Source organism: Leifsonia virtsii (assembly GCF_030433675.1).
Classification (GTDB): Bacteria; Actinomycetota; Actinomycetes; order Actinomycetales; family Microbacteriaceae; genus Leifsonia; species Leifsonia virtsii.
In genome coordinates, this window is sequence record NZ_JAROCB010000003.1 from 195,158 (window position 1) to 219,361 (window position 24,204).

At 71.9% G+C, this 24,204-nt stretch carries 25 protein-coding genes; 14 read left to right on the plus strand and 11 right to left on the minus strand.

What is annotated here, in order from left to right; genetic code table 11:
* Positions 1 to 72: 72 nt before the first annotated feature.
* The 6 genes from P5G59_RS11805 (at position 73) to P5G59_RS11830 (ending at position 4,256) form a co-directional block, all read left to right on the plus strand.
* Positions 73 to 411, plus strand: coding sequence for a hypothetical protein (locus P5G59_RS11805; protein WP_301219121.1), 339 nt, complete (start codon positions 73 to 75; stop codon positions 409 to 411).
* 84 nt (positions 412 to 495) lie between these two features.
* A complete protein-coding gene (locus P5G59_RS11810; protein ID WP_301219123.1) occupies positions 496 to 777 on the plus strand; it encodes a hypothetical protein in 282 nt (93 codons plus the stop codon).
* 65 nt (positions 778 to 842) lie between these two features.
* The gene (locus P5G59_RS11815) at positions 843 to 2,351 is read left to right on the plus strand and encodes an FAD-dependent oxidoreductase (protein WP_301219125.1); all 1,509 of its coding nucleotides are present in this window, start codon (positions 843 to 845) and stop codon (positions 2,349 to 2,351) included.
* Between the two features lie 33 nt (positions 2,352 to 2,384).
* Positions 2,385 to 3,047 carry a hypothetical protein gene (locus P5G59_RS11820; protein WP_301219127.1) on the plus strand — a complete coding sequence of 221 codons (663 nt, stop codon included), beginning with the start codon at positions 2,385 to 2,387 and terminating at the stop codon, positions 3,045 to 3,047.
* Positions 3,048 to 3,109: 62 nt separating this feature from the next.
* Positions 3,110 to 3,373 carry a DUF7218 family protein gene (locus tag P5G59_RS11825; RefSeq protein ID WP_301219129.1) on the plus strand — a complete coding sequence of 88 codons (264 nt, stop codon included), beginning with the start codon at positions 3,110 to 3,112 and terminating at the stop codon, positions 3,371 to 3,373.
* A 31-nt stretch (positions 3,374 to 3,404) separates the two neighbouring features.
* Positions 3,405 to 4,256, plus strand: coding sequence for a hypothetical protein (locus tag P5G59_RS11830; protein WP_301219131.1), 852 nt, complete (start codon positions 3,405 to 3,407; stop codon positions 4,254 to 4,256).
* 14 nt (positions 4,257 to 4,270) lie between these two features.
* On the opposite strand, the gene P5G59_RS11835 is transcribed toward P5G59_RS11830, so the two are convergent.
* The 9 genes from P5G59_RS11835 to P5G59_RS11875 form a co-directional block, all read right to left on the minus strand.
* Positions 4,271 to 5,236 carry a glycosyltransferase gene (locus tag P5G59_RS11835; RefSeq protein WP_301219133.1) on the minus strand — a complete coding sequence of 322 codons (966 nt, stop codon included), beginning with the start codon at positions 5,234 to 5,236 and terminating at the stop codon, positions 4,271 to 4,273.
* Positions 5,233 to 5,889 carry a hypothetical protein gene (locus P5G59_RS11840; protein WP_301219135.1) on the minus strand — a complete coding sequence of 219 codons (657 nt, stop codon included), beginning with the start codon at positions 5,887 to 5,889 and terminating at the stop codon, positions 5,233 to 5,235. Before P5G59_RS11840 ends, P5G59_RS11835 begins: the two co-directional genes overlap by 4 nt.
* Positions 5,882 to 6,331, minus strand: a complete 450-nt coding sequence (locus P5G59_RS11845; protein WP_301219137.1) for a DUF6098 family protein — start codon at positions 6,329 to 6,331, stop codon at positions 5,882 to 5,884. The genes P5G59_RS11840 and P5G59_RS11845 overlap by 8 nt, the downstream gene beginning before the upstream one ends.
* Complete coding sequence (locus P5G59_RS11850; protein ID WP_301219138.1) at positions 6,312 to 6,803, minus strand: hypothetical protein; 492 nt, start codon at positions 6,801 to 6,803, stop codon at positions 6,312 to 6,314. The genes P5G59_RS11845 and P5G59_RS11850 overlap by 20 nt, the downstream gene beginning before the upstream one ends.
* Positions 6,804 to 6,889: 86 nt before the next feature.
* Positions 6,890 to 7,204 (minus strand): DUF7882 family protein, encoded by a 315-nt coding sequence (locus tag P5G59_RS11855; RefSeq protein ID WP_175338597.1) that lies wholly within the window; start codon positions 7,202 to 7,204, stop codon positions 6,890 to 6,892.
* A 73-nt stretch (positions 7,205 to 7,277) separates the two neighbouring features.
* Entirely contained in the window at positions 7,278 to 8,831 is a 1,554-nt protein-coding gene (locus P5G59_RS11860; RefSeq protein ID WP_301219141.1) for an FAD-dependent oxidoreductase, read from the minus strand.
* Positions 8,828 to 10,102 (minus strand): 6-phospho-beta-glucosidase, encoded by a 1,275-nt coding sequence (locus tag P5G59_RS11865; protein WP_301219143.1) that lies wholly within the window; start codon positions 10,100 to 10,102, stop codon positions 8,828 to 8,830. Before P5G59_RS11865 ends, P5G59_RS11860 begins: the two co-directional genes overlap by 4 nt.
* Before the next feature lie 26 nt (positions 10,103 to 10,128).
* A complete protein-coding gene (locus P5G59_RS11870; protein WP_301219145.1) occupies positions 10,129 to 11,094 on the minus strand; it encodes a BadF/BadG/BcrA/BcrD ATPase family protein in 966 nt (321 codons plus the stop codon).
* 77 nt (positions 11,095 to 11,171) lie between these two features.
* Positions 11,172 to 12,206, minus strand: coding sequence for a LacI family DNA-binding transcriptional regulator (locus tag P5G59_RS11875; RefSeq protein WP_301219147.1), 1,035 nt, complete (start codon positions 12,204 to 12,206; stop codon positions 11,172 to 11,174).
* A 636-nt stretch (positions 12,207 to 12,842) separates the two neighbouring features.
* Between P5G59_RS11875 and P5G59_RS11880 the strand changes: the two genes are divergently transcribed.
* The 3 genes from P5G59_RS11880 to P5G59_RS11890 all read left to right on the plus strand — a co-directional run bounded on the left by P5G59_RS11880 (position 12,843) and on the right by P5G59_RS11890 (position 16,169).
* Positions 12,843 to 13,811 carry a carbohydrate ABC transporter permease gene (locus tag P5G59_RS11880; protein WP_301219149.1) on the plus strand — a complete coding sequence of 323 codons (969 nt, stop codon included), beginning with the start codon at positions 12,843 to 12,845 and terminating at the stop codon, positions 13,809 to 13,811.
* Complete coding sequence (locus tag P5G59_RS11885; protein WP_301219151.1) at positions 13,811 to 14,782, plus strand: carbohydrate ABC transporter permease; 972 nt, start codon at positions 13,811 to 13,813, stop codon at positions 14,780 to 14,782. The genes P5G59_RS11880 and P5G59_RS11885 overlap by 1 nt, the downstream gene beginning before the upstream one ends.
* Before the next feature lie 130 nt (positions 14,783 to 14,912).
* Positions 14,913 to 16,169: an MFS transporter gene (locus P5G59_RS11890; RefSeq protein ID WP_301219153.1), complete on the plus strand. Its 1,257-nt coding sequence runs from the start codon at positions 14,913 to 14,915 to the stop codon at positions 16,167 to 16,169.
* A 166-nt stretch (positions 16,170 to 16,335) separates the two neighbouring features.
* Here the strand turns inward: P5G59_RS11890 and P5G59_RS11895 are convergent, their stop codons facing one another.
* Entirely contained in the window at positions 16,336 to 17,706 is a 1,371-nt protein-coding gene (locus tag P5G59_RS11895) for an extracellular solute-binding protein (RefSeq protein ID WP_301219155.1), read from the minus strand.
* Between the two features lie 263 nt (positions 17,707 to 17,969).
* Between P5G59_RS11895 and P5G59_RS11900 the strand changes: the two genes are divergently transcribed.
* From P5G59_RS11900 to P5G59_RS20780, 5 genes are all read left to right on the plus strand, one after another.
* The gene (locus tag P5G59_RS11900; protein ID WP_301219157.1) at positions 17,970 to 20,228 is read left to right on the plus strand and encodes a glycoside hydrolase family 38 N-terminal domain-containing protein; all 2,259 of its coding nucleotides are present in this window, start codon (positions 17,970 to 17,972) and stop codon (positions 20,226 to 20,228) included.
* Between the two features lie 276 nt (positions 20,229 to 20,504).
* Entirely contained in the window at positions 20,505 to 21,278 is a 774-nt protein-coding gene (locus tag P5G59_RS11905; protein ID WP_301219158.1) for an ABC transporter ATP-binding protein, read from the plus strand.
* Positions 21,260 to 22,831: a transporter gene (locus P5G59_RS11910; RefSeq protein WP_301219159.1), complete on the plus strand. Its 1,572-nt coding sequence runs from the start codon at positions 21,260 to 21,262 to the stop codon at positions 22,829 to 22,831. Before P5G59_RS11905 ends, P5G59_RS11910 begins: the two co-directional genes overlap by 19 nt.
* A 25-nt stretch (positions 22,832 to 22,856) precedes the next feature.
* Positions 22,857 to 23,357, plus strand: coding sequence for a DUF2087 domain-containing protein (locus P5G59_RS11915; protein WP_301219160.1), 501 nt, complete (start codon positions 22,857 to 22,859; stop codon positions 23,355 to 23,357).
* 202 nt (positions 23,358 to 23,559) lie between these two features.
* The gene (locus P5G59_RS20780) at positions 23,560 to 23,880 is read left to right on the plus strand and encodes a helix-turn-helix domain-containing protein (protein WP_363324688.1); all 321 of its coding nucleotides are present in this window, start codon (positions 23,560 to 23,562) and stop codon (positions 23,878 to 23,880) included.
* A 67-nt stretch (positions 23,881 to 23,947) separates the two neighbouring features.
* Here P5G59_RS20780 and P5G59_RS11920 read toward each other — a convergent pair whose 3' ends face one another.
* Positions 23,948 to 24,124, minus strand: a complete 177-nt coding sequence (locus P5G59_RS11920) for a hypothetical protein (RefSeq protein ID WP_301219162.1) — start codon at positions 24,122 to 24,124, stop codon at positions 23,948 to 23,950.
* Between the last annotated feature and the right edge of the window lie 80 nt (positions 24,125 to 24,204).

A 24,204-nucleotide genomic window follows, 5' to 3' on the forward strand; every position in this document is an offset into this window, starting at 1 on the left:
GCGCCCCGCATGATCTGCAAGGGATCGGCCGCCCTCCTTGACGAGACGCCCAGGTGATGTATGGGTGGGTGCATGAAGCGCATCCACTACGCGAGCGGCTCCCTGCTGACAGGAGACGACATCGCCGATGTCCTCGTGCGCTTCGGGGCCGCACTCGCGCACAACAACTCCGCCGCCGAGGTGCGTGCCCCCGCTGTGACCGAAGGCGGCGCGGCGGGCGAGGTCCTCCTCCTCCTCGGACCGGCGAGTCAGATGCTGGCCGAGGACGAGCCGTTCGACGGCCAGGAGCTTCGCGACGAGCCTTTCGTGGCCGAGTTCGAGCAGCGCATCGCGGCGCTCGCACCGCAGCGCGCGACGTACGTGGAGAACGGCACGGAGGACATCGCGGACGTCGACATAGACCTGCTCTGAAATCCGGCCGGATGTGCGGTCGGGCTGGAACAACCTCTCAGTCCGCCTACTATCAGCCAAGAAAGCGACGACCGGGGAGAGGTAATGCAGGTGTTTCACGTCTATATCGACGACCTGAGATTCACCTTCGTCGACCGCGCCCCCGTCGAGGAGCTCAAGGCCGCCGTGGTGGAGGCCAGCCGGAGCGACGGAGACTTCGTCAACATCTCGCAGTCCAGCAGGCCGCCGAGTGAGATCTTCGTGACCAGTCAGACCAAGGTCCGCATCGAGACCGCGACGATCCCGCGGGATCCGGTCTCCTCCGGAGCGGCGAGCGGCGAGGACGACGACGACGCGTTCTGGTTCGATTTCGACTCGCTGGCCTGAAGCCGCCTGAATCGGCCCGAAGTCAACCGCTTCCCACGGTGGCCCGGCGGGAGGATGCTCTTGCCATGCCGACGACGTCCCTCTGGCTCGAGACCTCCCCACCCATCGCCACCGACAGCTTCGAGTGGGACGGGCAGTACGACACGATCGTGGTCGGCGCCGGCCTGACCGGGCTCGCCACCGCGCTCATGCTCGCGCGCTCCGGGATGCGCGTCCTCGTACTGGAGGCGCGGACCGTCGGCGCCGTCACCACGGGCAACACGACCGGCAAGGTGAGCCTGCTGCAGGGCACGACACTCTCGTCCATCCGGCGGCACGCCTCCGACTCCGTGCTCTGCGCCTACGTCGACGGCAACACCGCGGGCCAGGGCTGGCTGCTCGATTTCCTGGAAGAGCAGCGCGTGCCGTTCGACGTGCGCGACGCCGTCACCTATGCCACCACCCTCGACGGCCTCGACAAGCTGGATGCGGAGGTCGCCGCCGCCCGCGTGGCCGGCCTCGACGTCGCCCAGGAGCGGACCGCCGAGCTCCCGTTCGAGGTGGAGGGCGCGCTCACGCTGGCGGGGCAGGCGCAGGTGCATCCGCTGCGGGTGCTCGCCGCCCTGGCTGCGGAGCTCCGCCGGCTCGGCGGCCGGATCGTGGAAGGCGAGCGGGTGACCGACGTGTCGGCGTCGAAGCCGGCGATCGTCACCAGCACCTCCGGCACCTCGCGCGCCGACCAGGTCGTCCTCGCGACCGGGACGCCCATCCTGGACCGCGGCCTCTACTTCGCGAAGGTGGAGCCCACGAGATCGTACGTGACGGCGTTCCGCGTGCCCGGCGGCATCCCACGCGGGATGCACCTGTCGGCCGACTCGCCCACGCGGTCGCTGCGCACCGCGACGGCAGCCGACGGCGGTGAGCTGCTGCTGGTCGGCGGCAACGGGCACCCGGTCGGGCGCGCGGACTCCGCCGCGGAGCAGCTCGCGGACCTGACGGAGTGGGCGGAGCGGATGTTCCCCGGGGCGGAGCGCACGCACTGGTGGGCGGCGCAGGACTACCGCTCGGCGAACCGCGTGCCGTTCGTCGGCTGGCTGCCCCGAGGTCGCGGCCGCGTCTACCTGGCCACCGGCTACGACAAGTGGGGCATGACCAACGCGATCGCGTCCGCCCTCAGCCTGACCGCCGACCTCACCGGCGAGACTCTGGAGTGGGCGCGCGTGCTGCACCACCGCGTGACGCGTCCGGTCGACATCGCCTCCGGGGTCGCCATGAACGCCGGCGTCGGCAAAGCGGCGATCAGCGAGTGGGCATCGGCGCAGACCGCGAAGGAGCTCGGCGACGAGCCCGTCCCGGAGGGGACGGGGACGGTGGGACGCCGCGGCAGGACGCCCGTCGGCGTCTCGACGGTCGACGGGGTGACCTGCGCGCTGACCGCGGTCTGCAGCCACCTGGGCGGCGTCGTCCGCTGGAACGACGCGGAGCTGTCGTGGGACTGCCCGCTGCACGGCTCCCGCTTCGCCCCCGACGGCTCGGTGCTGGAGGGACCGGCCACGCAGCCGCTCGCACCGGCTCCCGAGAGTTCTGCACCCTAGTCAGGAACTTCCCAGCGGGAGTAGGGTCGCCGCATGACGACTCCAGACGACGAGAGCACGCCGCGCCCCGCCGGACCCACGGGGGCAGGCGAGCCGACGACCCCGCCGCCCGCACCCGAGCCGGCCTCCCCGGCCGCGCCGGCGCCGGCCGCACCGGCCGCCGACCAGGGCCTCCCGACCGCCCCTCCGCCGCCCACCTACCCGCCCGCCGGCAGCGGCGCCCCCACGGCCCCGGTGACCGTCGGCGAGCCGCCCCGCACGGTGAACATCGCGTTCTGGCTGTACGTGGTCGGCGCGGTGCTGAGCGTCGTGAGCGGCATCATCACGATCGCCACCATCGGGGGGACGCGCGACGCCGCCCTCGAGCAGATCCGCAACTCGCCGAACGCCAATGGGCAGAACGCGCAGGCGCTGGTCGACGGGATCATCACCGCCGCGACCATCTGGGCGATCGTCACGCTGATCTTCTGGGCCGTGGTGTTCGTGCTGTTCGCGTACTTCATGCGCCGCGGCGCCAACTGGGCCCGCATCGTCCTGACCGTGCTCACGGCCCTGTCGCTGCTGAACGTCCTCGCCGGCTACGGCGTCGGCTTCCTTCAGTTCGCCGCGACCGTCGTGGCGCTGGTGCTGATCTGGCTGCGCCCGTCCAGCGAGTACTTCGCCGCGGTCCGCGCATCGAAGGCGCCGCGGGCCTGACACCCGCCTGACATCGGCACGCACCGGGCGTACCGTTCCTGCCAGCAACGGAAGGAGCGGACATGCCAGGCAAGCAGCCCCAGCTGAAAGACCGGGAGCTCTACGAGAAGCTGCGCGACGAGGGTGACTCGAAGCAGAAGGCGGCTCGCATCTCCAACGCCGCCGCGGCCCGCGGGCGCTCGCCCGTGGGCCGCAAGGGCGGCGACTCCGGTTCGTACGAGGACTGGACCGTGCCGGAGCTCAAGAAGCGCGCCAAGGAGCTGGGCCTCAGCGGCTACTCCAAGAAGAACAAGGGCGAGCTCGTGAAGGAGCTCCGCAACCACTGAGCGGACGCCGCGCCGCGCGTACACTCGCCGCATGGACCTTCGGGACGTCGCAGGCGAGCTGTACGCCGCGGCGCCCGCCGACTTCATCGCGAAGCGCAACGCGGCCGCGGCCGAGGCCGACAAGCCGACCGCGAAGCAGATCAAGACGCTCCGCAAGCCTTCCGCCTCGGCGGCGGCGATCAATGCGCTGGTGCGCGAGCATCCCGATCTGGTCGGCGACGTGCTCGACATCGGCTCCCGGATGCGCGACGCCTTCGCCTCCCGGGACCGCGCCGAGATCCGCGCGCTCACCCAGGAGCGGCAGCGGCTGCTGCAGCGCGCGACCGACGGACTCGACCTCAGCCCGGCCGTGCAGCGCGAGGTCGAGGAGACGCTGCAGGCCGCGGTGATCGACCCGGCCGCCGCAGCTGCAGTGCGCAGCGGGATGCTGGTGCGCGCCCTCGAGGCCACAGGCCTGGAGCAGGTGGACGTGTCGGACGCGGTGGCGCTGCCGGTGGAGGTGGAAGACTTCCCCGCGCCGAACCCGCGACGGAGGAAGGCGGCGGCGGCCGAGCCGGCGGAGGCGACCGAGGCGGAAGAACCGGCAGAGCCTGCCGAGACGCCGGGCGAGCGCCGGGAACGGCAGCGGCGCATCCGGGCGGCCGAGAAGGACGTGGAGCGCGCGAAGGCCGACGCCGAGGCGACCGAGGACGAGCTGGACGACACCGTCGACCGCCGCGGCGACCTCGAGGCCGAGCGCGACCGGCTGCAGCGGAAGCTCCAGCGCGTGGTGGACGACCTCACCGAGGCCCGCGCCGCGGAGCGCTCGCTGCGGACGCGGCTCACCGACGCGCAGCGCGCCGTCCGCGAGGCCGAGCGCGCCCTCCGCGACGCCCGCGACTGACCGCGGCCCGCCGGTCAGGCGACCCAGTGGGCGAGGAGGTCGTCCCAGTCGGAGTGGAACCGCGCGAGACCGAAGCGCTCCAGCGCCCACTCGCGCCCGCGGGCGCCCGCCTCCGCGCCGCGGGACGGGTCGTCCACGAAGGCGCGCACGGCGTCGTGCAGCTCGACGAGGTCCGTCGAGATCGCGCCGACGCCCGGCACCACGGCCCGCCGCGCGTCCGTCGTGTCCAGCGCCACCACCGGGATGCCCGCCGTCATCGACTCCAGCAGCGACAGCCCGAGAGACGTCCAGCGGTTCGGGTGCACGTACACGCGGCGCCTGCCGACCTCCGAGAACAGCCGCGGCGCCTCCAGGTCGCCCGCGGCGACGACACGGTCCGGCCCGACCCCGAGGGCCTGGGCGAGACCGTCCGCCTGCATCCCGAACACGTCGACCGGGGCCACCGCGGCGAACCCGCCGAGCAGGTCCGACCCCGTCACCCGCCAGCGACGGACCGGCTCGTTGATGACCGCGGCCGCCCGCGGAAGCTCGCCCGTGAAGCGGTTGCCGTAGTCCATCACGCCGTGCTCGATCACGCGCGTGCGCGTCGAGCCGGTGTCCCAGAACAGCGCGTTGAAGTGCGTGACGTGCGCGATCAGCACGTCGGACCGGTCCGCGAGCGGGTGACGCGACTGCGGCACGCCCTCCTGCGGAGTGTTGTGCTCGACGAACACGACCGGCACGTCCACGCCCGGGCGTCGGCCGGTGAGCCGCTCGACCAGGTCGAACTCCTCCAGCCGCTGCAGCACGACCGCGTCGAACGGCGTCTCCGCGAGTCGCGCCTCCGGCACGTCGACCACGTTCGCGGGCCAGTCGCGCGCGCCGACGCCGCCGTCGCCGTTCGCATCGACGGGCAGCAGGTAGGTGTGCCGCCCGCGGACGAACGCGTCCATCCAGCCGCCGTGGACCTGCCACACCAGCAGCCGCAGGGCGCGGCTCACAGCTGCGATCCGGAGCCCGGGTGGCCGAGCTCCAACGGGCCGGTCAGCGGCGGCGGCTCCTGGTCCTGTCCGGCGGCGACCCCGGCGTGGGTGTGGCCTGCGACCCCGTGCGCGGCGGTGTGCGGCTCCTTCTGCGGGCACAGCTTGCCGCAGTAGGGGCAGATGTAGCCGTCGCCCATCCTGGCCTCGCCGTCCAGCCGGTAGTCGAGCAGGTCGCCGTCGCCCCCGAGCACGAACTCGACGAACGCCGGGCGTTCGAGTGACGGGATCGGGATGCGCATCCGCTCGAACGGACGCCCGTCGTCGTTCAGCGGCACCCACAGCTTCTCCGGCATCGGGCCGAACACCGAACCGCCCTTGTCCACACGGGCGGGCGCGTGGTCCTCGCGGACGTGCAGGATATGGCCCTCCCGGATCATGTCGCGCGGCAGCGCCTGGTACAGCTCCGGCACTCCGTAGGCGATCGCGCCGCGACGCAGCCGCGAGAAGCCCTCGGCGGAGTCGTCGCCCATCACGACGAACGGCGGCGCCTCCGGCCGCCGGAGCACGATGGCGGTCCCGCCGGAGGGACCGTCGGAGATGAGCTGCAGCACGGCCGCCGCGTCCACCCGGACGACGGAGCCGGCACCCTCCATGTCGACCCGCTCAGGCATGCGCCACCGCGACCTGCTCCGCCTCCCGTCGGCCGAGCACCGCGTCGAAACGCGCACCCCAGACCTGGTCCGCCTGTTCGATCAGGCACTCGGCGAGCCGGCCGACCACCTCCACATCGGCGACCAGGGCCTCGCCCTCCGGCCCCGTTCCGGCCCGTCTGCCGCGCAGGAGCCACGCGAACCGCTCCTGTCGTGCGCCGTCCACCGGCGCGTGCCGCGGCGCCGGGAGGCGCGTCAGCTGGCGGGCGATCCACTCGCCGCGAGGCAGCGTCCACCACGGCTCGGGATCGAGCGGATGCGCTGCCAGCCCCGGCAGCGGCAGCCCGCTCTCGGCGTCGACCGAGCCGGCCTCCACGTCGGCGGCGTAGCCGGCCGAGAAGCGGACGTACAGCCCCGCTCCGTCGTCGAGCAGCCGCTCGACCTCAAAGAGCTGATAGAGCACGGGAACCTCCGGTCGGAACGGCGTCGCTCTTGTCCGCGACGCGATATCGGCACTCCATACGGGTGCGCGAGACGAGCTCGAACTCGTGCCACGACGGCCGGTCGAGAGAGGGGATCGGCACCCGCACGCGGGAGGGCGGCGCGCCGTCCGCGTCGAGCGGCACGAAGACGACGACGTCGGTCGCGCCGAACACCGAGGCCGAGCAGGCGAACCGCGCCTGCTCGAAGCGTCCGGGGTCCACCACCACGGCCGGATCGGACTCCACGGGGAAGTCGTCGCGCGGTTGCTCGCGGTACGGTTCGGCGACGCCGTGCGCACCGGGGCCGCGCCGCATCCGCACGAAGAGCTCACGGCCGCCGAACACGTCGAGTCGCAGCGACGACGGAACCGGCCCGTCGATCAGCACGGCGACGGGCGTCCGTGCGCGCCGCGGCAGCATCATCAGGACCGCCGTCGCTGTCATCTCGCCCATACAGGCAAAGCTAGAGCCGCTTCTCCCCGAAAGGAGGGGCTTGACGAGCCGCCTCAGAGGTGCGGACGAACACCGCGGTCCGCCCGTCAGGGCAGATGCCGGGCGACCTCGTCCTCCTGCATGATCACCATGCCGCCGGTGCGCTGCGAGGTGTGCATCAGCGCCTCGAGCCACTGCGGGTTGATGGCGGGCGGGCGGCTCCCGCTGAACTGGAACGACAGTGGGACCTCGCGGCTGATCCAGAGCGACACCCGGCCGGAGCCCTGCTCCACCGGCACATCCCAGTTCAGCAGGAAACTCTCGTGCCGCCGGAGCTTCGCGACGATCGCCAGCTTGACGTGGCTGAGCACGCGGTCGTCCAGGTCGTACTCCTGGCCGGCCCCGTAGACGAGTTTTCCCATTCCCTCATAGTGCCGGATCGGGGCACGGAAATCCTCTCGTGTCAGGGGGATTGACACCGGTATCGGACCGTGGTTATGCGGGCGTCAGCACCTGTCCGGTCGCACGGAGCGCTTCCCTCAGGCGGTCGATCGGCACGTCGTGCGCCGCCGCTCCGGCCGACACCGCCATGGCCGCAGCCGTCCCCGCCGCCTGCCCGAGCATCATGTACTGCGGCTCCATCCGCACCGACGCGAACGCGACAGCCGAGGCGGACAGGCACACCGGCACCAGCAGGTTCGCGGCGTCGGCACGCTTCGGCAGCAGAGAGGCGTACGGGATGCCGTAGATCGGCACCGGGACCGAGAGGTACCCCTCGGTGAACACCGTTCCGATGGGCTCCGGATGCTCGTACACCCAGCGCCAGACCCGCTGCACCTCGCGGATGTCGATGTGGTACGACCCGAGCGCGACGGTGTCGGCGGGCACGGCGCCGGCGAGCAGGTCGTGCTCGGTCAGGACGCGCTCGCCCACCGTCCGCCGCGCCTCCCGCACGTACAGCTGGTGCGGCAGGTGCCCGGTGTCGGCGAACTCGCCACGCGGCAGACCCCACCGGGAGAGCTCGCGGCGGATCGACGCCGGCACGGCCGGGTCGTGCGAGAGGAAGTACAGAAAGCCGCGGGTGTGGGCGAGGTAGTGCCGCCGGAGCTGCTCCCGCCGCTCGGCCGTGGCGTCCGGATACTCCCACGCCGAGCCGTCGAGCACGCTGAGCGAGACGGGTCCGAGCGAGTTGCCGTCGGCCATCCCGCCCGGCAGGTTCGGCTCGAGACCGAGCATCCGCCCGGCGGTCCGTTCGACCCCCTCGCGCCGGTCGCGCGCGAACAGCCGGCGGGCGAGCTCCCAGTAGGCCTCGTCGTAGTCCTCCGGCCGATCGAACGGGATGCGGTCCGCCGCCGTCGTCAGGCACACCCGGTACCCGTACGACATCACGCCGCCGTCGCCCTCCCCGAGCGCGGCGAGCGGACGGTCGTGCAGCTGGGCGAGGACCGGACCCTCCGTGCGCCCGGTCGGATCGCCGGCGAACGGCGAGACCCACGGCGGCATGGCGTGCATCCCGGGCAGCAGCTCCTGCCGGCCGGCGAAGCGTTCGCCGTGCTGCGAGCGGTCCTCGCGTCCCACCCGGTACGGCACCCCGGCCGCCGCCATCAGGTCGCCCTCGTACCCGGCGTCGACGAACAGGGCGCCCTCGATGCGCTCGCCCCCGCCGACCGTCGCGGCACGCAGCTCGCGGCCGTCGCGTCCCTCGGCCGTCTCGACGCCGAGCAGCGGCGCGTCGAAGAGCACGTCGACGCCCGCCTGTTCCAGCCAGCGGCGGAAGATCGCCTCGGCGACGTGCGGCTCGGGACCCGCGTACCGCCCGGGCGCGACCCCGTAGTGCTCGGCGATGTCGGCCCGCAGGCGCGCAGCGGCACCTCCCAGCGCCCGCACGTCGCCGACGTCGGTGTAGCCGAGCCCGCCCGAGGTCATCCCGCCGAGGTGCCTGCCCGGCTCCACCAGCAGGGTGGAGGCGCCCGCCTCCGCCGCCGCGACGGCCGCCGCCACGCCCGCGGACGTCGCGCCGTAGACGACGACCTCAGCCGAACGCGTCATCGGCCCGCCGACGCGGCGAACTGCGGAAGGAGGTCGCCTCCGGTCGCGAACAGGCCCTCCTCCAGGGCGGTCACCCGATCCCACTGGCCGACCAGCGGATGGGCGAGCAACGCCATCCGCACCAGCCGCCGGTCGCCGGTCTCCGCGGCCCGGGCGGCCAGCCGCTCGTACGAGCTGACGTGCTGGATGAGGCCGAGCAGCTCGGGTGCCACGGGTTCCTGCGGCAGCGGGGTGGCGCCGGAGGCATCCACTCGGCACAGGGTCTCCACCACGTCGTCGTCGGCGAGGCCCTGGATCAGCCCGCGGTTGCGCACGTTGACGACGTGATTGTCGCCGGTGCCCGCCACCAGCGACGCCAGCAGCGCGGTCGCCGCCTCGCTGTAGAACGCGCCGCCGCGCGCCTCCAGCTGCGGCGGCTTGGTGTCGACGGACGGGTCGGCGTAGAGGGCGAGCAGCTCGCGCTCCACGTCGGCGACGACGGTCGCGCGCGGAGTCGAGGCGCGCATCTCCGCCACCGTCGCGTCATGCGTGTAGTAGTACTTCAGGTAATAGGAGGGCAGCACGCCCAGGTCGCGGATCAGCTCGGCCGGGACGCCGCCGCGCCGGCCGAGGTCGTCGGCGCGCTCCTCGATCATCCCGGGCAGCACATCCACGCCGTCGACCCGGATGTGGCGCACCCAGGAGAGGTGGTTGAGCCCGACCGGGTCCACCTCGACGCGGTGCGGCTCCACCCCGCGCTCGCGGGCGATCCAGCGCTGGACGCCGATCGCGAAGTTGCACAGGCCGATCGCCTTGTGCCCGTCGTCGAGCAGCGCGCGCGTGTTGATGCCGACCGGGTTGGTGAAGTCGACGATCCACGCGCCCGGGTTGGCGCGCTCCCGGGCCTCGCGGGCGATGTCGAGCACCACGGGGACGGTGCGGAGCGCCTTGGCGAGACCGCCCGCGCCCGTCGTCTCCTGGCCGACGCAGCCGCAGGCGAGCGGGAACAGCTCGTCCTGCAGCCGTGCCTGCTGGCCGCCGACGCGCAACTGGATGAGGACGGCGTCCGCCCCCTCGATCGCGGCCGTGCGGTCGGTGGTGAGGGTGACCGGGACCTCGGCGCCCTGGCGGGCCAGCATCCTGCGCACCATGCCGCCGACGATCTCGAGGCGCGGGCCGTCCACGTCCATCAGCCACAGCTCGTCGACGGTGAGGCGTTCGCGCTCGTTCCACAGGCCGGAGACGAGCTCGGGCGTGTAGGTGGAGCCGGCGCCGATGACGGTGATCTTCATGGCAGGACCTTTCGTACTCGGGTGGATCAGGAAGCGGATTCCTCGCGCAGCGCGCGCACCAGCCCGTCGACGGGCCGGAAGGCGAGCGGGCGCGGGTCGAAACCGTCGGCGCGCAGGGCGTCGGAGACGATGGCGCGGAAGCGGTCGTCGGCGAACATGCCGCCGGCGAGCACGGCGGGGGTGCCGGGTGGGATCGCCGCTGCGCCCCACGCCCCGCGCACGACGACTCCAGCGATCCCCCCGGCCTCGCGCGCGGCGCGGGCGATGAGGTCGGCGGCGACGGCGTCCCCGTCGGCCGCCGCGCGGGCGACGACCGTAGCGAGGGCGCCGACCTGGCGCGGGGAGACGACGCCGTCGCGGATGCGGCGGGCGAGGTCGACCGCGTCGGAGGCGCTCGTCGCGGCGAGCACTAGCTCGAGCAGCCTCGTCGCCGGTCCGCGGCCGTCCTCGGCGCGCGCAGCGGCGCGGACGGCCTCCCGGCCGAGCTCGTCGCCCCCTCCCCAGTCGCCGCTCACCCAGCCGAGCGCGGGGACCGTGGCGAGACCCTTCGGGCCGCGGGCGACCGCGTTCAGACCGGCGCCGCTGACGATCGCGAGGGCGTGGCCGAGGCCGGCCCCGGCGTCCAGCACGGCTACCGCGTCGCCCGCGACGTCGATGCGCGCGTTCCGGAAGAGCCCGGCGAGCGCATCCCGGTGGCCGACCTCGTCGCCGGGGAGGTCGAGGCCTGCGATCGCGGCGGACACGCGGACGACCCGGGCGGGATCGACCTTCTGCTCCGCGAGGACCGTGCTGACAGCTGCGACGACGGCCTGCGGTCCGGCTCCGCTGCCCGGCCCGATCGCGCGCCCCCGCTCTTCGAGCGCGCCTCCCGGCACCTCGGCCAGGACGACGACCTCGGTCTTGGAGTTGCCGCCGTCGATCGCGACCGCCAGTCCGGTCTCGGGGGATTCGTGCGTTGGGGTGGTCAGCGTCGGTCCTTTCGCCGCTGTCATCCTGCCGCAAATATGGGATCGTTTCCACCCCGGCGATAGTCGGCCCTCGGCCGGCGATCCGCCCGTCCGCTCGGCGGCTAGAGCGCGCGCGGGGCCGCGGTCGACCCGCGGGGCAGCACCTGCGCCTCCAGCACGATCGTCTCGGGCTCGGCGGCCGGGTCCTTCAGTCGCCGCAGCAGCCGGTCGAGTGCCGTCTCGCCCAGCGACACGGCGTCCTGCGCGACGGCGGTGATGCCGGGGCTGACCATGCTCATCCACTCGGAGTCGTCGAACGAGACGACGCTGACATCCTCGGGAATCCGCAGCCCCAGGTCGTTCGTCGCCCGCCAGACGCCCTCCGCGAGGAGGTTGTTCGCGGCGAAGATCGCCGTCGGGTGGTCGCGGCGGGCCAGGATGTCGATCGCCGACTTCCGGGCGCCGTCCGCGTCCCAGCCGGCCGCGATGACCAAGGACGGGTCCGCGGCGATGCCGGAATCCTCCAGCGAGCTGCGGTAGCCGGCGGCGCGCTCGCCACCGGTGGTCCAGGTCGTCTCGTCGATGAACAGTGCGATGCGGCGGTGGCCCAGGTCGATGAGGTGGTCCGTCATCCGGCGCGCTACACCCGCGTTGTCGATGATGACCGCGTCGCACTTGCCCGCGGAGAACTGCCGGTCGGCCTCGATCACGGGGATGTGCTGGCGCAGCAGGTAATCGGTGACGTCGCCGGACAGCGGCGTGACGACCACGCCGGCGACGCGCGTGGCGACGAACGCCTTGGCCGCATCCATCTCGGCCTCGGTGGACCCCTGGTCGTCGACCAGCATCATCGTGTAGCCCTCGCGGCGGGCCCGGGCGGCGATGCCGGCGGCGAGGTCGGCGTAGAAGGCGTTCCGCAGGTCCGAGACGAGCACGCCGATGGTGCGGCTGTCCTGCTTGCGGAGGCTGCGCGCCATCGCGTGCGGAACGTACCCGAGCGAGTCGGCGGCGGCGAGCACCCGCTCGCGGACCCCGGCGGCGACATACCCCTCGCCGCTCAGCGCACGGGATGTGGTCGACTGCGACACCCCCGCGGCGAGTGCGACATCCTTCAGCGTCGCGCGCCGCGGAACCCCGTCCGCCTCGTTCTCGATCATGGCACCCTTCCCACGGGCGCCGGAGCGCCGGACGCCCGGCGAATCCACCCTAGTGCGCGCCGCCACCTGGCCGCTGCCCTCCCGCCCGGCCGCCGCCCTCCCGCCTGGCCGCTGCCCTCCCGCCTGGCCGCTGCCCTCCCGCCTGGCCGCCGAGTTGCACGTCGTGGCGGCTATCCGGGCGAAATAGCCGCCACGAGGTGCAACTCGGACGGCGGCGCTGTCTCGCGAGCGGGGCGGCCAGGTGAGCGGTCGAACGTTCGAATCTCCTGCCTGGCTGACTCCGGTCGGGGATTCGGCGCTCGACCGCTCGAATCTCCGACGGAAGCGGACCGCGTCCGCGCGGCGGCCGACCCTCGGCGTGCCGGTGACGGCGGGGGCGCACGGGTGTACCGTGCGCGGCACAAGGCAATTCCCCCGTCGGCACCGCCCCCATAGCTTCAGACGGGTTCTCCGCCGGGCCCCGCCGGCATCCCGCCCGGGAATGGCCTGGGCGCGGTTGCATGGCGCACTCGGGAGGACCTATAGTCGCTGCTATGTGGTAACGATGCCACACCGCGCCGACCAAGGCGGGGGACGGATCGAAAGGGTGGCGATGAGGATCACCGAGCTCGATGACGCTCCAGAAGGAGGCCGGTGATGGCCGTCCTCACTGACGCGTCGCGCAGCAGAACCCGAACGGGTGACCGCAAGCCCGCGAAGAAGCGCGGCACGAAGTACAACCGGCGAGAGGCGATCGCGGGCTACCTCTTCATCAGCCCGTGGATCATCGGCTTCCTGGTGTTCACGCTCGGCGCGATGCTGTACAGCCTGTTCATCTCGTTCAGCAACTACAACCTTGCGACGAACAGCGCGAGCCCCGCCGGGTTCGACAACTACGCCGAGCTGTTCAACGACCCGAAGGTCGCCCTCTCGCTCGGCAACACCCTCTTCTACGCCGTGATGGCGGTGCCGCTCGAGATCATCTTCGCGCTGCTCCTCGCCCTCCTGCTCAACTGGGTCGGCCGCGGGGCCGGAGCGTTCCGGACGATCTACTACCTGCCGAAGATGACGCCGGCGGTCGCGACCGCCTCCATCTTCCTGCTGCTGCTGAACGGCAACACCGGAGCCATCAACCGCTTCCTCGCGATCTTCGGCATCGAGGGCCCGCAGTGGCTGATCGACCCCAACTGGGTGAAGCCGTCCATCGTCCTGATGACCCTGTGGGGCGTCAGCGGCACGATGGTGATCTTCCTCGCCGCGCTCAAGAACGTCCCCCGCGACCTCTACGAGGTGGCATCGCTGGACGGCGCGGGCGCCATCCGCAAGTTCTTCACCATCACCATCCCGATGATCTCGCCTGCGATCTTCTTCAACGTCGTCGTGCTGACCATCGCCGCCCTGCAGGTCTTCGACCAGGCGTACCTGCTGTTCTGGCGGGATCAGACCAACGCCTCCCCCGACTCGTCGCTGTTCTACGGCGTGTACCTGTTCCAGCAGGCGTTCCGCCAGTTCAACTTCGGCTTCGCCGCCGCGATGGCCTGGCTGCTGTTCGTGATCATCCTGCTGATCACGCTCATCCAGGTGAAGGTCAGCAACCGCCTCGTCTACTACGAAGGAGACAAGTGATGTCGTCCGCGACCCAGTCCGCGCCGGCCGCGGCCGCGCTCGCCTCCGAGCTGGAGGCCACCGGCCCCGACGGCGGCAGGAAGCCCACCACCCGCCGCGACAAGCCCGCCGGCAGCCGCTGGTACAAGCCGAAGACCGTCATCGGCAAGATCGTCCTCTGGATCCTCGCCATCGGGTTCGGCCTGCTGTTCCTCTACCCGTTCGCGTGGCTGCTCGCGGCCAGTCTGAAGCCGCGGCAGGAGGTGTTCGACAACTCCCTGTGGCCGAAGACCTTCACCCCGCAGAACTACGTCGAGGTGTGGAACCAGCTCCCGCTGCTCAACTGGATCGGCAACAGCGTCATCATCGCCATCCTCGCCGCGGGCCTGGTCGCCATCTCGAGCTCGATCGTCGCGTTCGGGTTCGCGTACTTCAAGTTCCCCGGCCGCACGCTGCTGTTCGGCCTGGTGCTGGCGACGATGATGCTGCCCGGCGCGGTCACGATGGTGCCGCAGTACCTGATCTGGAAGAACCTCGGCCTGATCGGCACGTGGCTCCCTCTGTTCGGTATGAACCTGTTCGGGTCGGCGTTCTACATCTTCCTGCAGCGGCAGTTCTTCATGGGGCTCCCGCGTGAGCTGTTCGAGGCGGCCCGCCTCGACGGCGCCAGCTACTGGAAGCTGTTCACCCGGATCGCCATGCCGCTCAGCATCCCGTCGTTCATCATCATCTTCCTGTTCGAGTTCCAGGCCAGCTGGAACAACCTGCAGGCGGCGCTGATCTACCTGAACGCGGGAGGCGTCGAGGGCTTCACGGTCCCGCTCGGCATCTCGTACGCGATGACGACGTTCAGCCCGACGAACGGCGGACACGGCGACTACCAGTACGTCATGGTCGCCGCGCTGATCGTGACGCTGCCGATGCTGCTGCTCTTCGCCTTCGGCCAGCGGTACTTCATCGAGGGCGTCGCGACCCAGGGCCGAAAGGGCTGACCCCGGACCGGATGCCGGCCGCGGTGGACATCGTCCGCCGCGGCCGGTAGCGTTTAACCCCCCTAGCGACGATTTCGCATCGAGCCGGCGGGTGGGAGGACCACCTGTTCCGGACTCGAAAGACCACGTCGTGACATCCCCTTCTCTCTTCGCCTCGCGCGATTTCCGCCTGCTCCTCGTGGGGCAGACCACTAGCCAGCTGGGCGCGCAGGTCTCCGGCGTCGCACTTCCCCTGCTCGCCGTCGTGAGCCTCCACGCGTCGGCGTTCGAGGTGGGGCTGCTGGGTGCCGCCTCCACTCTCGCGTTCGCCCTGATCGGCCTGCCCGCCGGGGCCGGGGTCGACCGCGTGCGGAGGCGGCCGCTGCTCGTCGCCAGCGACGTGGTGCGCGCGGTGCTGCTGCTCAGCATCCCGCTCGCCGCGGTGTTCGGGATGCTGACCATGGCGCAGCTGCTCGTCGTGTCGCTGCTCGCCGGCGTCGCGCGGGTGTTCTTCGACGTCGGCTACCGCAGCTATCTACCTGCCGTGATCGGCCGCGACCGGGTGCTGGCGGGGAACTCGTCGCTCGAGTTCGTCCGGGCGTCCGGTCAGGTGGCCGGCCCGGCGCTGGGCGGCGTGCTGGTGTCCCTGATCGGTGCGGCGGCGGTGGTGCTGATCCAGGCCGGGACGTTCGCGGTCTCGGCTCTGTGCCTGCTCGGCATCCGGGCGCGGGAGGACTCGCCTGCGGCTCCCTCTGCGCGGCGGCGGCTGCGGGCGGAGGTCGCCGAGGGTCTCGGCGTCGTGTTCCGGTCGCGCGTGCTGCGGGCGACCGCGGTGGCGAGCGCGCTGAGCAACTTCTCGTTCGCGATGGCGTCGGCGGTGAACATGGTGTTCCTGTCCCGTACTCTCGGCCTCTCACCCGCCCTCATCGGCGTGGTGATCGCCGCGGGCTCCGTGACGGTGATGGTGGGCGCCGCATTCACGACCCGCCTGTCCCGCGCGGTCGGGGAGGCGCGGATCGTGTGGCTGTCGCTCGCGGTGACGGCCCCGCTGTCGCTGCTGGGGGCGTTCGCCCAGCCGGGATGGTGGACGCTGCTGATCGTCGCCGGGATCGCCGCGGGCGAGTTCGGCCAGATCGTGTACGCGATAACGCAGGTGAGCGTGCGGCAGCAGCTCTGCCCGGACCGCGTCCTCGGCCGCGTGAACGCCACCATGCAGGTGGTCGTGATGGGGCTGTTCCCGCTCGGCGCGATCGTCGGCGGCGTGCTCGGCGACGCGATCGGCGCCCGCGGGACGCTCCTCACCGCCGGCGCACTGCTGCTGGCGGCCCCCGCGGTGCTCTGGCGCGCGCTGCGCGGCGCCCGCGAGGTCTCCGACCTCCCCGCCCCTCCGTCCGCTCCCCGCCCTTGACCCACCATCCGGGCGCTGAGTTGCACCTTGTGGCGGCTATCCGGCCGAAATAGCCACCAGAACGTGCAACTCGGCGGGGCGGGGCGGGCGGGGGCGGCGGGGGGCGGGGCCGCGGGCGCGCGAAAGGGGCGGCCTCCGGTGGGAGGCCGCCCCTTTGGAGCGCGGGTTACTTGCTGCTCTTGGTCGACTGTTGGTAGGCCTTCAGGGCCGCGGCCTGCGCGTCCTTCAGGGCCTCGCTGGCCGACTTGTTGCCGAGAAGGTACGACTGGATGGCGTTCTGCAGCTCCGTCTGGATCTGCTGGCCGGCCGGCGACGCACCGAACGACTTGCCGTTGCCGACGACGTCGTAGTACGTCGAGATGGCCTTGTCGAAGCCCTCGTTGCCGGACGGCTTCACGTACTTCTCGCGCAGCGTCTTGTCCGCCTCAGGGGAGCCGGTGAAGAGGCCGGTGTTGATCGCGCCGGGCGTCTTGGTCAGCGTCTTGGCGCGGGCGGCGCCCGCGGCCTCCCAGGCCTGCTCGCTGGTGAGCTTCAGCGCCCAGGCGCACGCGGCGTCCTTGTTCTTGGCGCCGGCCGGGATGACGAACGACGTGCCGGAGGCGACGGTGAACGGCTGGCCGGAGCTGTCCTTGAACGGCACCGCGCCGATCTCCACCTTGTCGACGAACGGGGTCAGCACGTTGACGTACCACTGGGCGTTCACCTCGGCGCCGACCTGGTCCTTCACGTACTGGTTGTTCTCGCCGAACATGTCGAACGAGTCGGTGAAGCTCTTCATCTTCGCGTAGCCGCCCTGCGCGTCGGTGATCTGCTTCAGGACCTCGAGGCCCTTCTCGTTCTTGGAGTCGTCGAGCGTGGGCTTGCCGTCGGAGCCGATGATCTGGCCGCCGTAGGCGAGCAGCCACAGACCGGCCTGGCCGCTGGCCTGGGGGTCGAAGCCGAGCACGCTCGGGTTGCCGCCGGAGGCCTTGTACATCTTCTTGACGGCCGCGACGAGCGTGTCCGGCTTGGAGGTGTCGATGTCGGCGTCGGTGACCCCGGCCGCCTTCATCACGCGCTCGTTGGTGATGATCGCCGGCGGCTGGTAGAACTGCGGCACCGCGTAGATCTTGCCCTTGTAGGTGATGTCGTCGACGACCGAGCCGTAGTACTGCTTCTTCGGGTCGACGCTGTTCACCGAGTAGCACTGGTCGAGCGGCTGGATGAGTCCCTGCGCCGCGTAGGTCGCGACGAACTGGCGGTCCATCTGCACGACGTCGGGGACGTTGCCGCCGGCGACGCGGGTGGTGAACTTCTGCGCGTCGAACGGGGTCTGGTCGATCTTGATCTGGACGTTCTTCAGCTGGCTCTTGGCGTAGTCGAGTCGGGAGGTGCCGACGTCGTCGGCGTTGTCGAAGCCCCAGGCGTTGAGCTGGCCCTTCGCGTCCTTCGAGAAGTCCCCTCCGGACGAGCTGCCGCCGCTGGAGCTGCACCCGGCGAGGAGCGCCACCGACGCGGTGATGGCCAGCGCGGCGAGGGCGGTGTGCCTCTTGTTCATCTGATTTCCCTTCAGTGGTGTCGCGGCGGGCGTCCTCGCCCGTGCGAAGAGGTACGGGATCCCCTGCTGCCGGGGTTCGGGGGGCGGCAGTGTGGAAACCTTCCCACATCGCACGCTAATGCAGCGGTGAGGCTCAACACAAGGGGATCGGGTATCAGGAACCCGTTTTCGTTACGTGATCGTTTTGTACGCTTGAACCGGATGCTTCTCAAGCCCTAGGGTTTTATGGCAACGATGCCATACCCGCCTCCAGGAAGGCCCCCATGTCCCGCATCCGCCGGATCCTGCTGCTCGGACACACCCACCACGACGTCGGCTACACCAACAGCCCCCGCATCATCGACGGGATGCACGCGGAGATCGTCCGCGAAGTCCTCCGCCTGGCGGCCGCCGACACCGCCGCACCCTCCGCGCCCGACCGCTTCCGCTGGACCTTCGAAGCCGCACGGCCGGTGCTGAACTTCCTCCGCACAGCGGCCCCGAGCGACGTGGATGCGCTGCGCGCCCTCGTCGCCGACGGCACGCTCGCGGTCACCGGCGGCTACCTCAACATGACGCAGCTGCCCGACCTGCCCGAGTTCGAGGCGGCCTACCGCGCGCTGGGCCGCATCCGCGAGGCCGGCATCCCGGTGCGCACCGAGCAGCACGGCGACGTCAACGGCATCGCCTGGGGCGCCGCCGACGCGATGCTCGACGCCGGGATCGACCGCCTGGTCATGGCCCTCAACCCCGACCACGGCCGCGCCCCGCTGGAGCAGCCGAGCGTGTTCTGGTGGGAGGCGCCCTCGGGCCGGCGCGTGTTCACCCTGCTGTCGACCCACTACGGCTTCGGCGAGGAGTGGGGCATCGTGGACGCCGATGTGGAGCTCGCGGAGGAGCGCATCCACGCGTTCGTCGAACGGCTGGACGCGCGCGACGACTACCCGTTCGACACCGCGGTCGTGCACGCGGGCAACGACAACCGCTGGCCGACCGCGCTGTTCACCCGCGTCGTCCGGCACTGGAACGAACGCCACCCCGACCGGCCCATGGAGACGTCGACGATCGACACGGCGATGGATGCGCTGGCCGCGCAGGCGCCGGCCGACCTGCCGGTGCTGCGCGGCGAGTGGGCGGACTGGTGGTCGCACGGACACGGCTCCACCGCGCGCGAGGTGGCCGTCTACCGCGAGGCGCGCCGGTTCGCCCGGTCGGCTCGCGAGGCGCTGCGCATCGCGGCGGGGCGCGGCGAGGGCGACCCCGCGCTCGCGACCGTGCTCGGCTACCGCCGCGGCCCCGCGCGACTCCGGGGCGACGCCGAGCTCGCCGCCGCGTTCGACCGGGTGGATGAGGAGCTGCTGCTCTTCGGAGAGCACACCTGGGGCTCGTGGGAGACCTACTCGAAGCCGCACTCGCACTTCAGCCACTCGCACTGGAACGCGAAGGCCGCGTTCGCCTACGGCGCCTGGGATCTGGCGCGCGACCTGAACGTCGAGGCGCTGTACCGGCTGGCGGCGTCCGGCGCCGACCCCGTGCCCGTCGAGGGCGTGCTGGTGGCCAACCTCACCGACCGTCCGCGCCGCGAGGCGGTCGAGGCGGAGGTCGCCGGGACGCGGCGCGTGACGCTCGTGGCGGACGTTCCACCGGAGTCGGCGGTCGTGCTGCCCGTCCCGGAGCCCGAGCCGGAGCCGACGGCCGGGACCACCGTGCAGGCGGGCCGCTACCGCGCGACCGTCGACCCCGCCCGCGGCGGTCTGGTGTCGCTGGTCGACCTGACCGACGGCCGCGAGCTCGTCGATGCGGGTGCACCGCACGGCCTGGGCGCGGTCGTCGTGGAGACGGTCTCGGATGCCGGTCGCGCGCATCCCGTGTTCGAGAACCCGAAGAACTTCAACCCGGCGTTCCCCGGCCCGGCGTTCGACCGCTCGCACGGCTCCTCGACGGACGAGCCACAGGTGGTGGAGACCCGCGACTACGCCCGCATCCGGTGGACCAGCGGGCTGCCCGGCCTCACCGCCGTCCACACGCTCAGGCTGTTCCGCGAGCTGGACGACATCGACCTGGCGGTGCACATCGCGAAGCCGGAGCGGTTCGGGCCGGAGAGCGTCTTCGTCGCCTTCCCGTTCGCGGTCGGCCGGCCGGAGTTCCTCGTCGAGACCGCCGGCGCCGTGTTCGCCCCGGAGACGGAGCAGCTGCCGGACACGTCGAAGGACTGGTACTCGATCCAGCACGCGGTCGGCGTCCGCGGAGACGGAGGCGCTGTGCTGTGGGGCGCGGTGGATGCGCCGCTCGTGCAGCTCGGCGGCATCCGCACCGGCGAGTGGTCGCGAACGCTGGAACCCGTCGGCGGACACATCGACAGCTGGGTGATGAACAACCTGCACTTCACCAACTTCCAGGCGCGGCAGGAGTTCACCGGGACGCTGCACTACCGCTTCCGGCCGGCCGCTGCCGAGGGGTTGCGCGAGGCGGTCGCGGCATACGGTGCCGCGATGGCGTTGCCGCTGCAGGCGCGGGCGTACGCGGGGCCGCTCGGGCGCTGACCGCATCCCGCAACCTGGGAGACCCCTCACAAAGGGGGCATCCGCCGATCCGATCGCGACCCCGATCCGGATGACCCCACGGCGGGCGTTCCCTCCCCCGCCCACGGGATGCGGCACGGCGGATGCGACCAGGGGCGCACGACGTGCCGCACCCCACCCACCCACCGTCGAGTCCGCGAAGACTGCACGCCCGCCCGGCGTGTCGCGTGCAGTCTTCGCGGACTCGACGGTGGGGGTGCACGGGTAGGCTGGCCGGACAGACGACAACGTGAGGGGGTGCGCGTGGCGGAGGACGACGGCCTCGCGATCAGGATCCGCGGGCTGCACAAGCGGTTCGGCGAGAAGATCGCAGTGGATGGGATCGATCTGGACGTCCCGTCCGGCAGCTTCTACGGGCTGGTGGGCCCGAACGGCGCGGGCAAGACCACGACCCTGAGCATGGCCACCGGTCTGCTGCGTCCCGATGCGGGCGAGGTGCTCATCCACGGCGTCGACATGTGGCATCAGCCGCTGGTCGCGAAGGCCATGGTGGGCGTGCTGTCGGACGGAGTCCGCCTGTTCGACCGGCTCACCGGGCAGCAGCTGGTGGAGTACGCAGGGCTCCTGAGCGGGATGGACCGGCCGACCGCGCAGCAGCGCACGGCCGACCTGCTGCAGCTGCTCGACCTGCAGTCCGCCGGCGGCACGCTCGTCGTCGACTTCTCCGCCGGCATGACGAAGAAGATCGCGCTCGCGGCCGCCATGGTGCACGCGCCCCGGGTGCTGGTGCTGGACGAGCCGTTCGAGTCGGTCGACCCGGTCTCGGCGGCGAACATCCGCGACATCCTGCGCACCTACGTCGACGGCGGCGGCACGGTCGTCGTCTCGTCGCACGTGATGGACCTGGTGGAGCGGATGTGCGACCACGTCGCCGTCATCACCGCCGGACGCGTGGTCGCGGCCGGGTCGGTCGACGACGTGCGTGCCGGCTCCACGCTCGAGGACCGCTTCGTCGAGCTGGTCGGCGGCCGCCGCGTCGGGGAGGGGCCGGAGTGGTTGCGACACTCGTAAGGCTGCGGCTGCTCGTCCTCCGTAACTCGTTCCGCCGAAGCACCAGTCAGCTGGTCGCCGTCATCATCGGCGCGCTGTACGGCGCGGTGGGCCTCATCGTGGTGCTCGGCGCGCTCGTCGGCCTGTCGTTCGCCCCCGCCGAGGTGGCCACGACCGCCGTGGTGCTGGCCGGGTCGGCCGCGGTGCTCGGCTGGGCCGTGCTCCCGCTGCTGCTCTCGGGTGTGGAGCAGACGCTCGACCCAGGCCACCTGGCCGTCTACCCGATCGCGATGCGCCCGCTGATGATCGGGATGCTGCTGAGCGGCGCGGTCGGCGTCGCCGGCGCGGCGACGACCATCGCCTCACTGGGAACCGCCCTGCCCTGGCTGCGGTCGCCGGGAGTCGCGGTGGTCGCCCTGCTGACCGGGGTGCTCGGCGCGGCGACGTGCATCGTGGTATCGCGGGCCGTCACGTCGATCGCGAGCGGGCTCGCCTCCGGGCGCCGGTTCCGCGAGGCGAGCGGTCTGCTCGTGCTGATCCCCCTCATCCTGGCCGGCCCCATCATCATCGGCATCACCAGCGGGCTGCGCTCGTCGGCCGACGCCCTGCCCTCGGTCGCCGCGGGTCTCGGCTGGTCTCCGCTCGGCGCCGTGTGGGCCGTGCCGGGAGCGGTCGCCGCGGGCGATCCGCTCGGCGCGCTGCTGCGGCTGCTCATCGCGGTTGCGACCTTCGTCGTGCTGTGGTTCGTGTGGCGCTGGGGGCTCGAGCGCTCGCTCGTGACGCCGACGCGGGCGTCCGCGCGCGTGCGCGCGCCGGGCAAGTCGGGGCTGTTCGGCATCCTGCCCGGCACCCAGGCCGGTGCGATCGCCGCGCGCTGCCTGACCTACTGGTTCCGGGACCCGCGCTACCTGCGTCAGTTGCTCGTCATCCCGCTGCTGCCCGCGGTGATGCTGTTCTACTCGAGCATCAACCACTCGAACGGCTACCTTTTCGCCGCCGGCCCCGTCGTCGCGTTCGCGCTGGGGATCGGGATGATCGCCGATGTCTCGTACGACTCCACGGCGTTCGCGCTGCACGTGTCGAAGGCGGTGCCTGGTCGGGCCGACCGCTGGGGGCGCGCGGCGGCGATGCTCACCTTCGGCATACCCGCGGTGGCCATCCTCTCCCTCGGCGCCGCGGCGGTCGAGGGCGACTGGCTGCCCGCTCCCGGCCTCCTCGGGCTCGCGCTCGGGATGCTGCTCAGCGGCGCCGCCGTGTGCTCGGTGACCTCGGCGCGCTTCGTGTTCCCGGTGCCGGAGCCCGGCGACAACCCGTTCCGCTCGCGGCCGGGCGCGAACATCTCCCTGATCGGGCCGACCTTCGCCGCCTGGGGCGTCATCGCCGTGCTGTGCCTGCCGGAGATCGTGCTGCTCGTGGTGTCCCTGGTCACCCGCGAGGCCGTGTGGGGCTGGCTGGGCCTGGCCGCGGGCGTGGTGCTCGGCATCGTGCTGCTCGTCGTCGGCGTGCGCCTCGGCGGTCGCCTGCTCGACGCCCGTGCGCCCGAGCTGCTGCAGCAGCTGCGCAAAGACGGCTGACCGGGCGCATCGGGCGAGTGGACGCATGGAACACGATGCGGATTGGCGCCCGGTGATCGCCGCGCTGGCGAACGCGGATGCCCGTGCCGCGTGGGCGCGTCTCGTGCTCGGTGAGAGCGGACCGCCCGCGAACGCACGCGAGCGCCGCGCCTTCGCGCTGCTGGAGGCCGCGGGGCTGGCCGGCCGCGACGACGGGGGCGGCTACCGGGTGGACGACACGCGCCTGCGCCGGTTGCTCGCCGCGTCGGCTGCGGCGCGCCCCCGGCCGCACGGCGTCGACCGGTTCCTGCGCCCGGACGGGCGCATCGATCGCTTCCCCTCGGGCTCCGCCGACCGGGCCGCCCTGCTCACGCACGTCGCGGATGCGGTGCTCACGGCGGGCGAGACGGTCGGCGAGCGCGACCTCACCGAGCGTCTCGCCCGGTTCGCCGACGACCCGGTCACCCTCCGCCGCCACCTCGTGGACGCCGGCCTTGTCGCCCGCACCCCGACCGGCTCCGAGTACACCCGCGCGCGCCGACCCTGAGCCGGCCGCCAGCACGCGCGATGACCACATGGTGTCCAGATGCGCCCATCCTCACCCTGAGCGACGATCCGGGGCGCCCGGGTTTGTGGCGCTGGCGGCCCACCCACGAAACTCCCGCCCACCGAGGCCTTCTGCGAGCGGATGCTGGATGTGGGATCGTGCTTCCACGGGAAGGGGATGCTCGATGGCGCGGCAAGTCACGATGACGGCGGCCACCCCACGGCGCGAAGTGCTGCGCGAAGGGAACGAACAGGCGGCCGCTGGTCTCGGCGAGAGACTTCGTCAAGTTCGAATGGACCGCAGGCTCTCTCAAGAGGACTTGGCGGCGCGGGCGGGACTGGGTCCGGGCACTGTCGCGAGGATCGAAGGCGGCCACCAGTCTCCCCGCGTGAGCACCGTGGTTCGCCTTGCCAACGTGCTCGAGATCCCCGTGCGGCAGCTGATCGACCCACGTGAATGCGGCTGTGCCTTACTCACCGGTCCACGACAGCCCGTTGGCACGGAGCGCGCTCAGTCTGGCTAGACGGGAACGCCTCCGCCCAGCGGACGAAGGCGCTCCCGTGCTTGCGGGCCGGAGATATCTGGCGTGCCTAACGTCCGGCGGCCGCGGCACCGAGGGCGCCGCCGACCGCAGACGTGACGACCGTCACCGCGATGATGCCCACCAGCGCGGGAGTCGCCGTGACCGGCGCGGCCTTGTTGATGGTGAGTTCTCCGTCACGGATCCCGGCCGCACTCAACGTGTTGAAGTGGTTGGCGATTGTCATCTTGCTCCTTCGTTTCTCTAGGTTCCTCATCGTGTTGAGGCTTGTGGTGCACCCGATGCGTCCGAGCTGGGCCGGTGGTC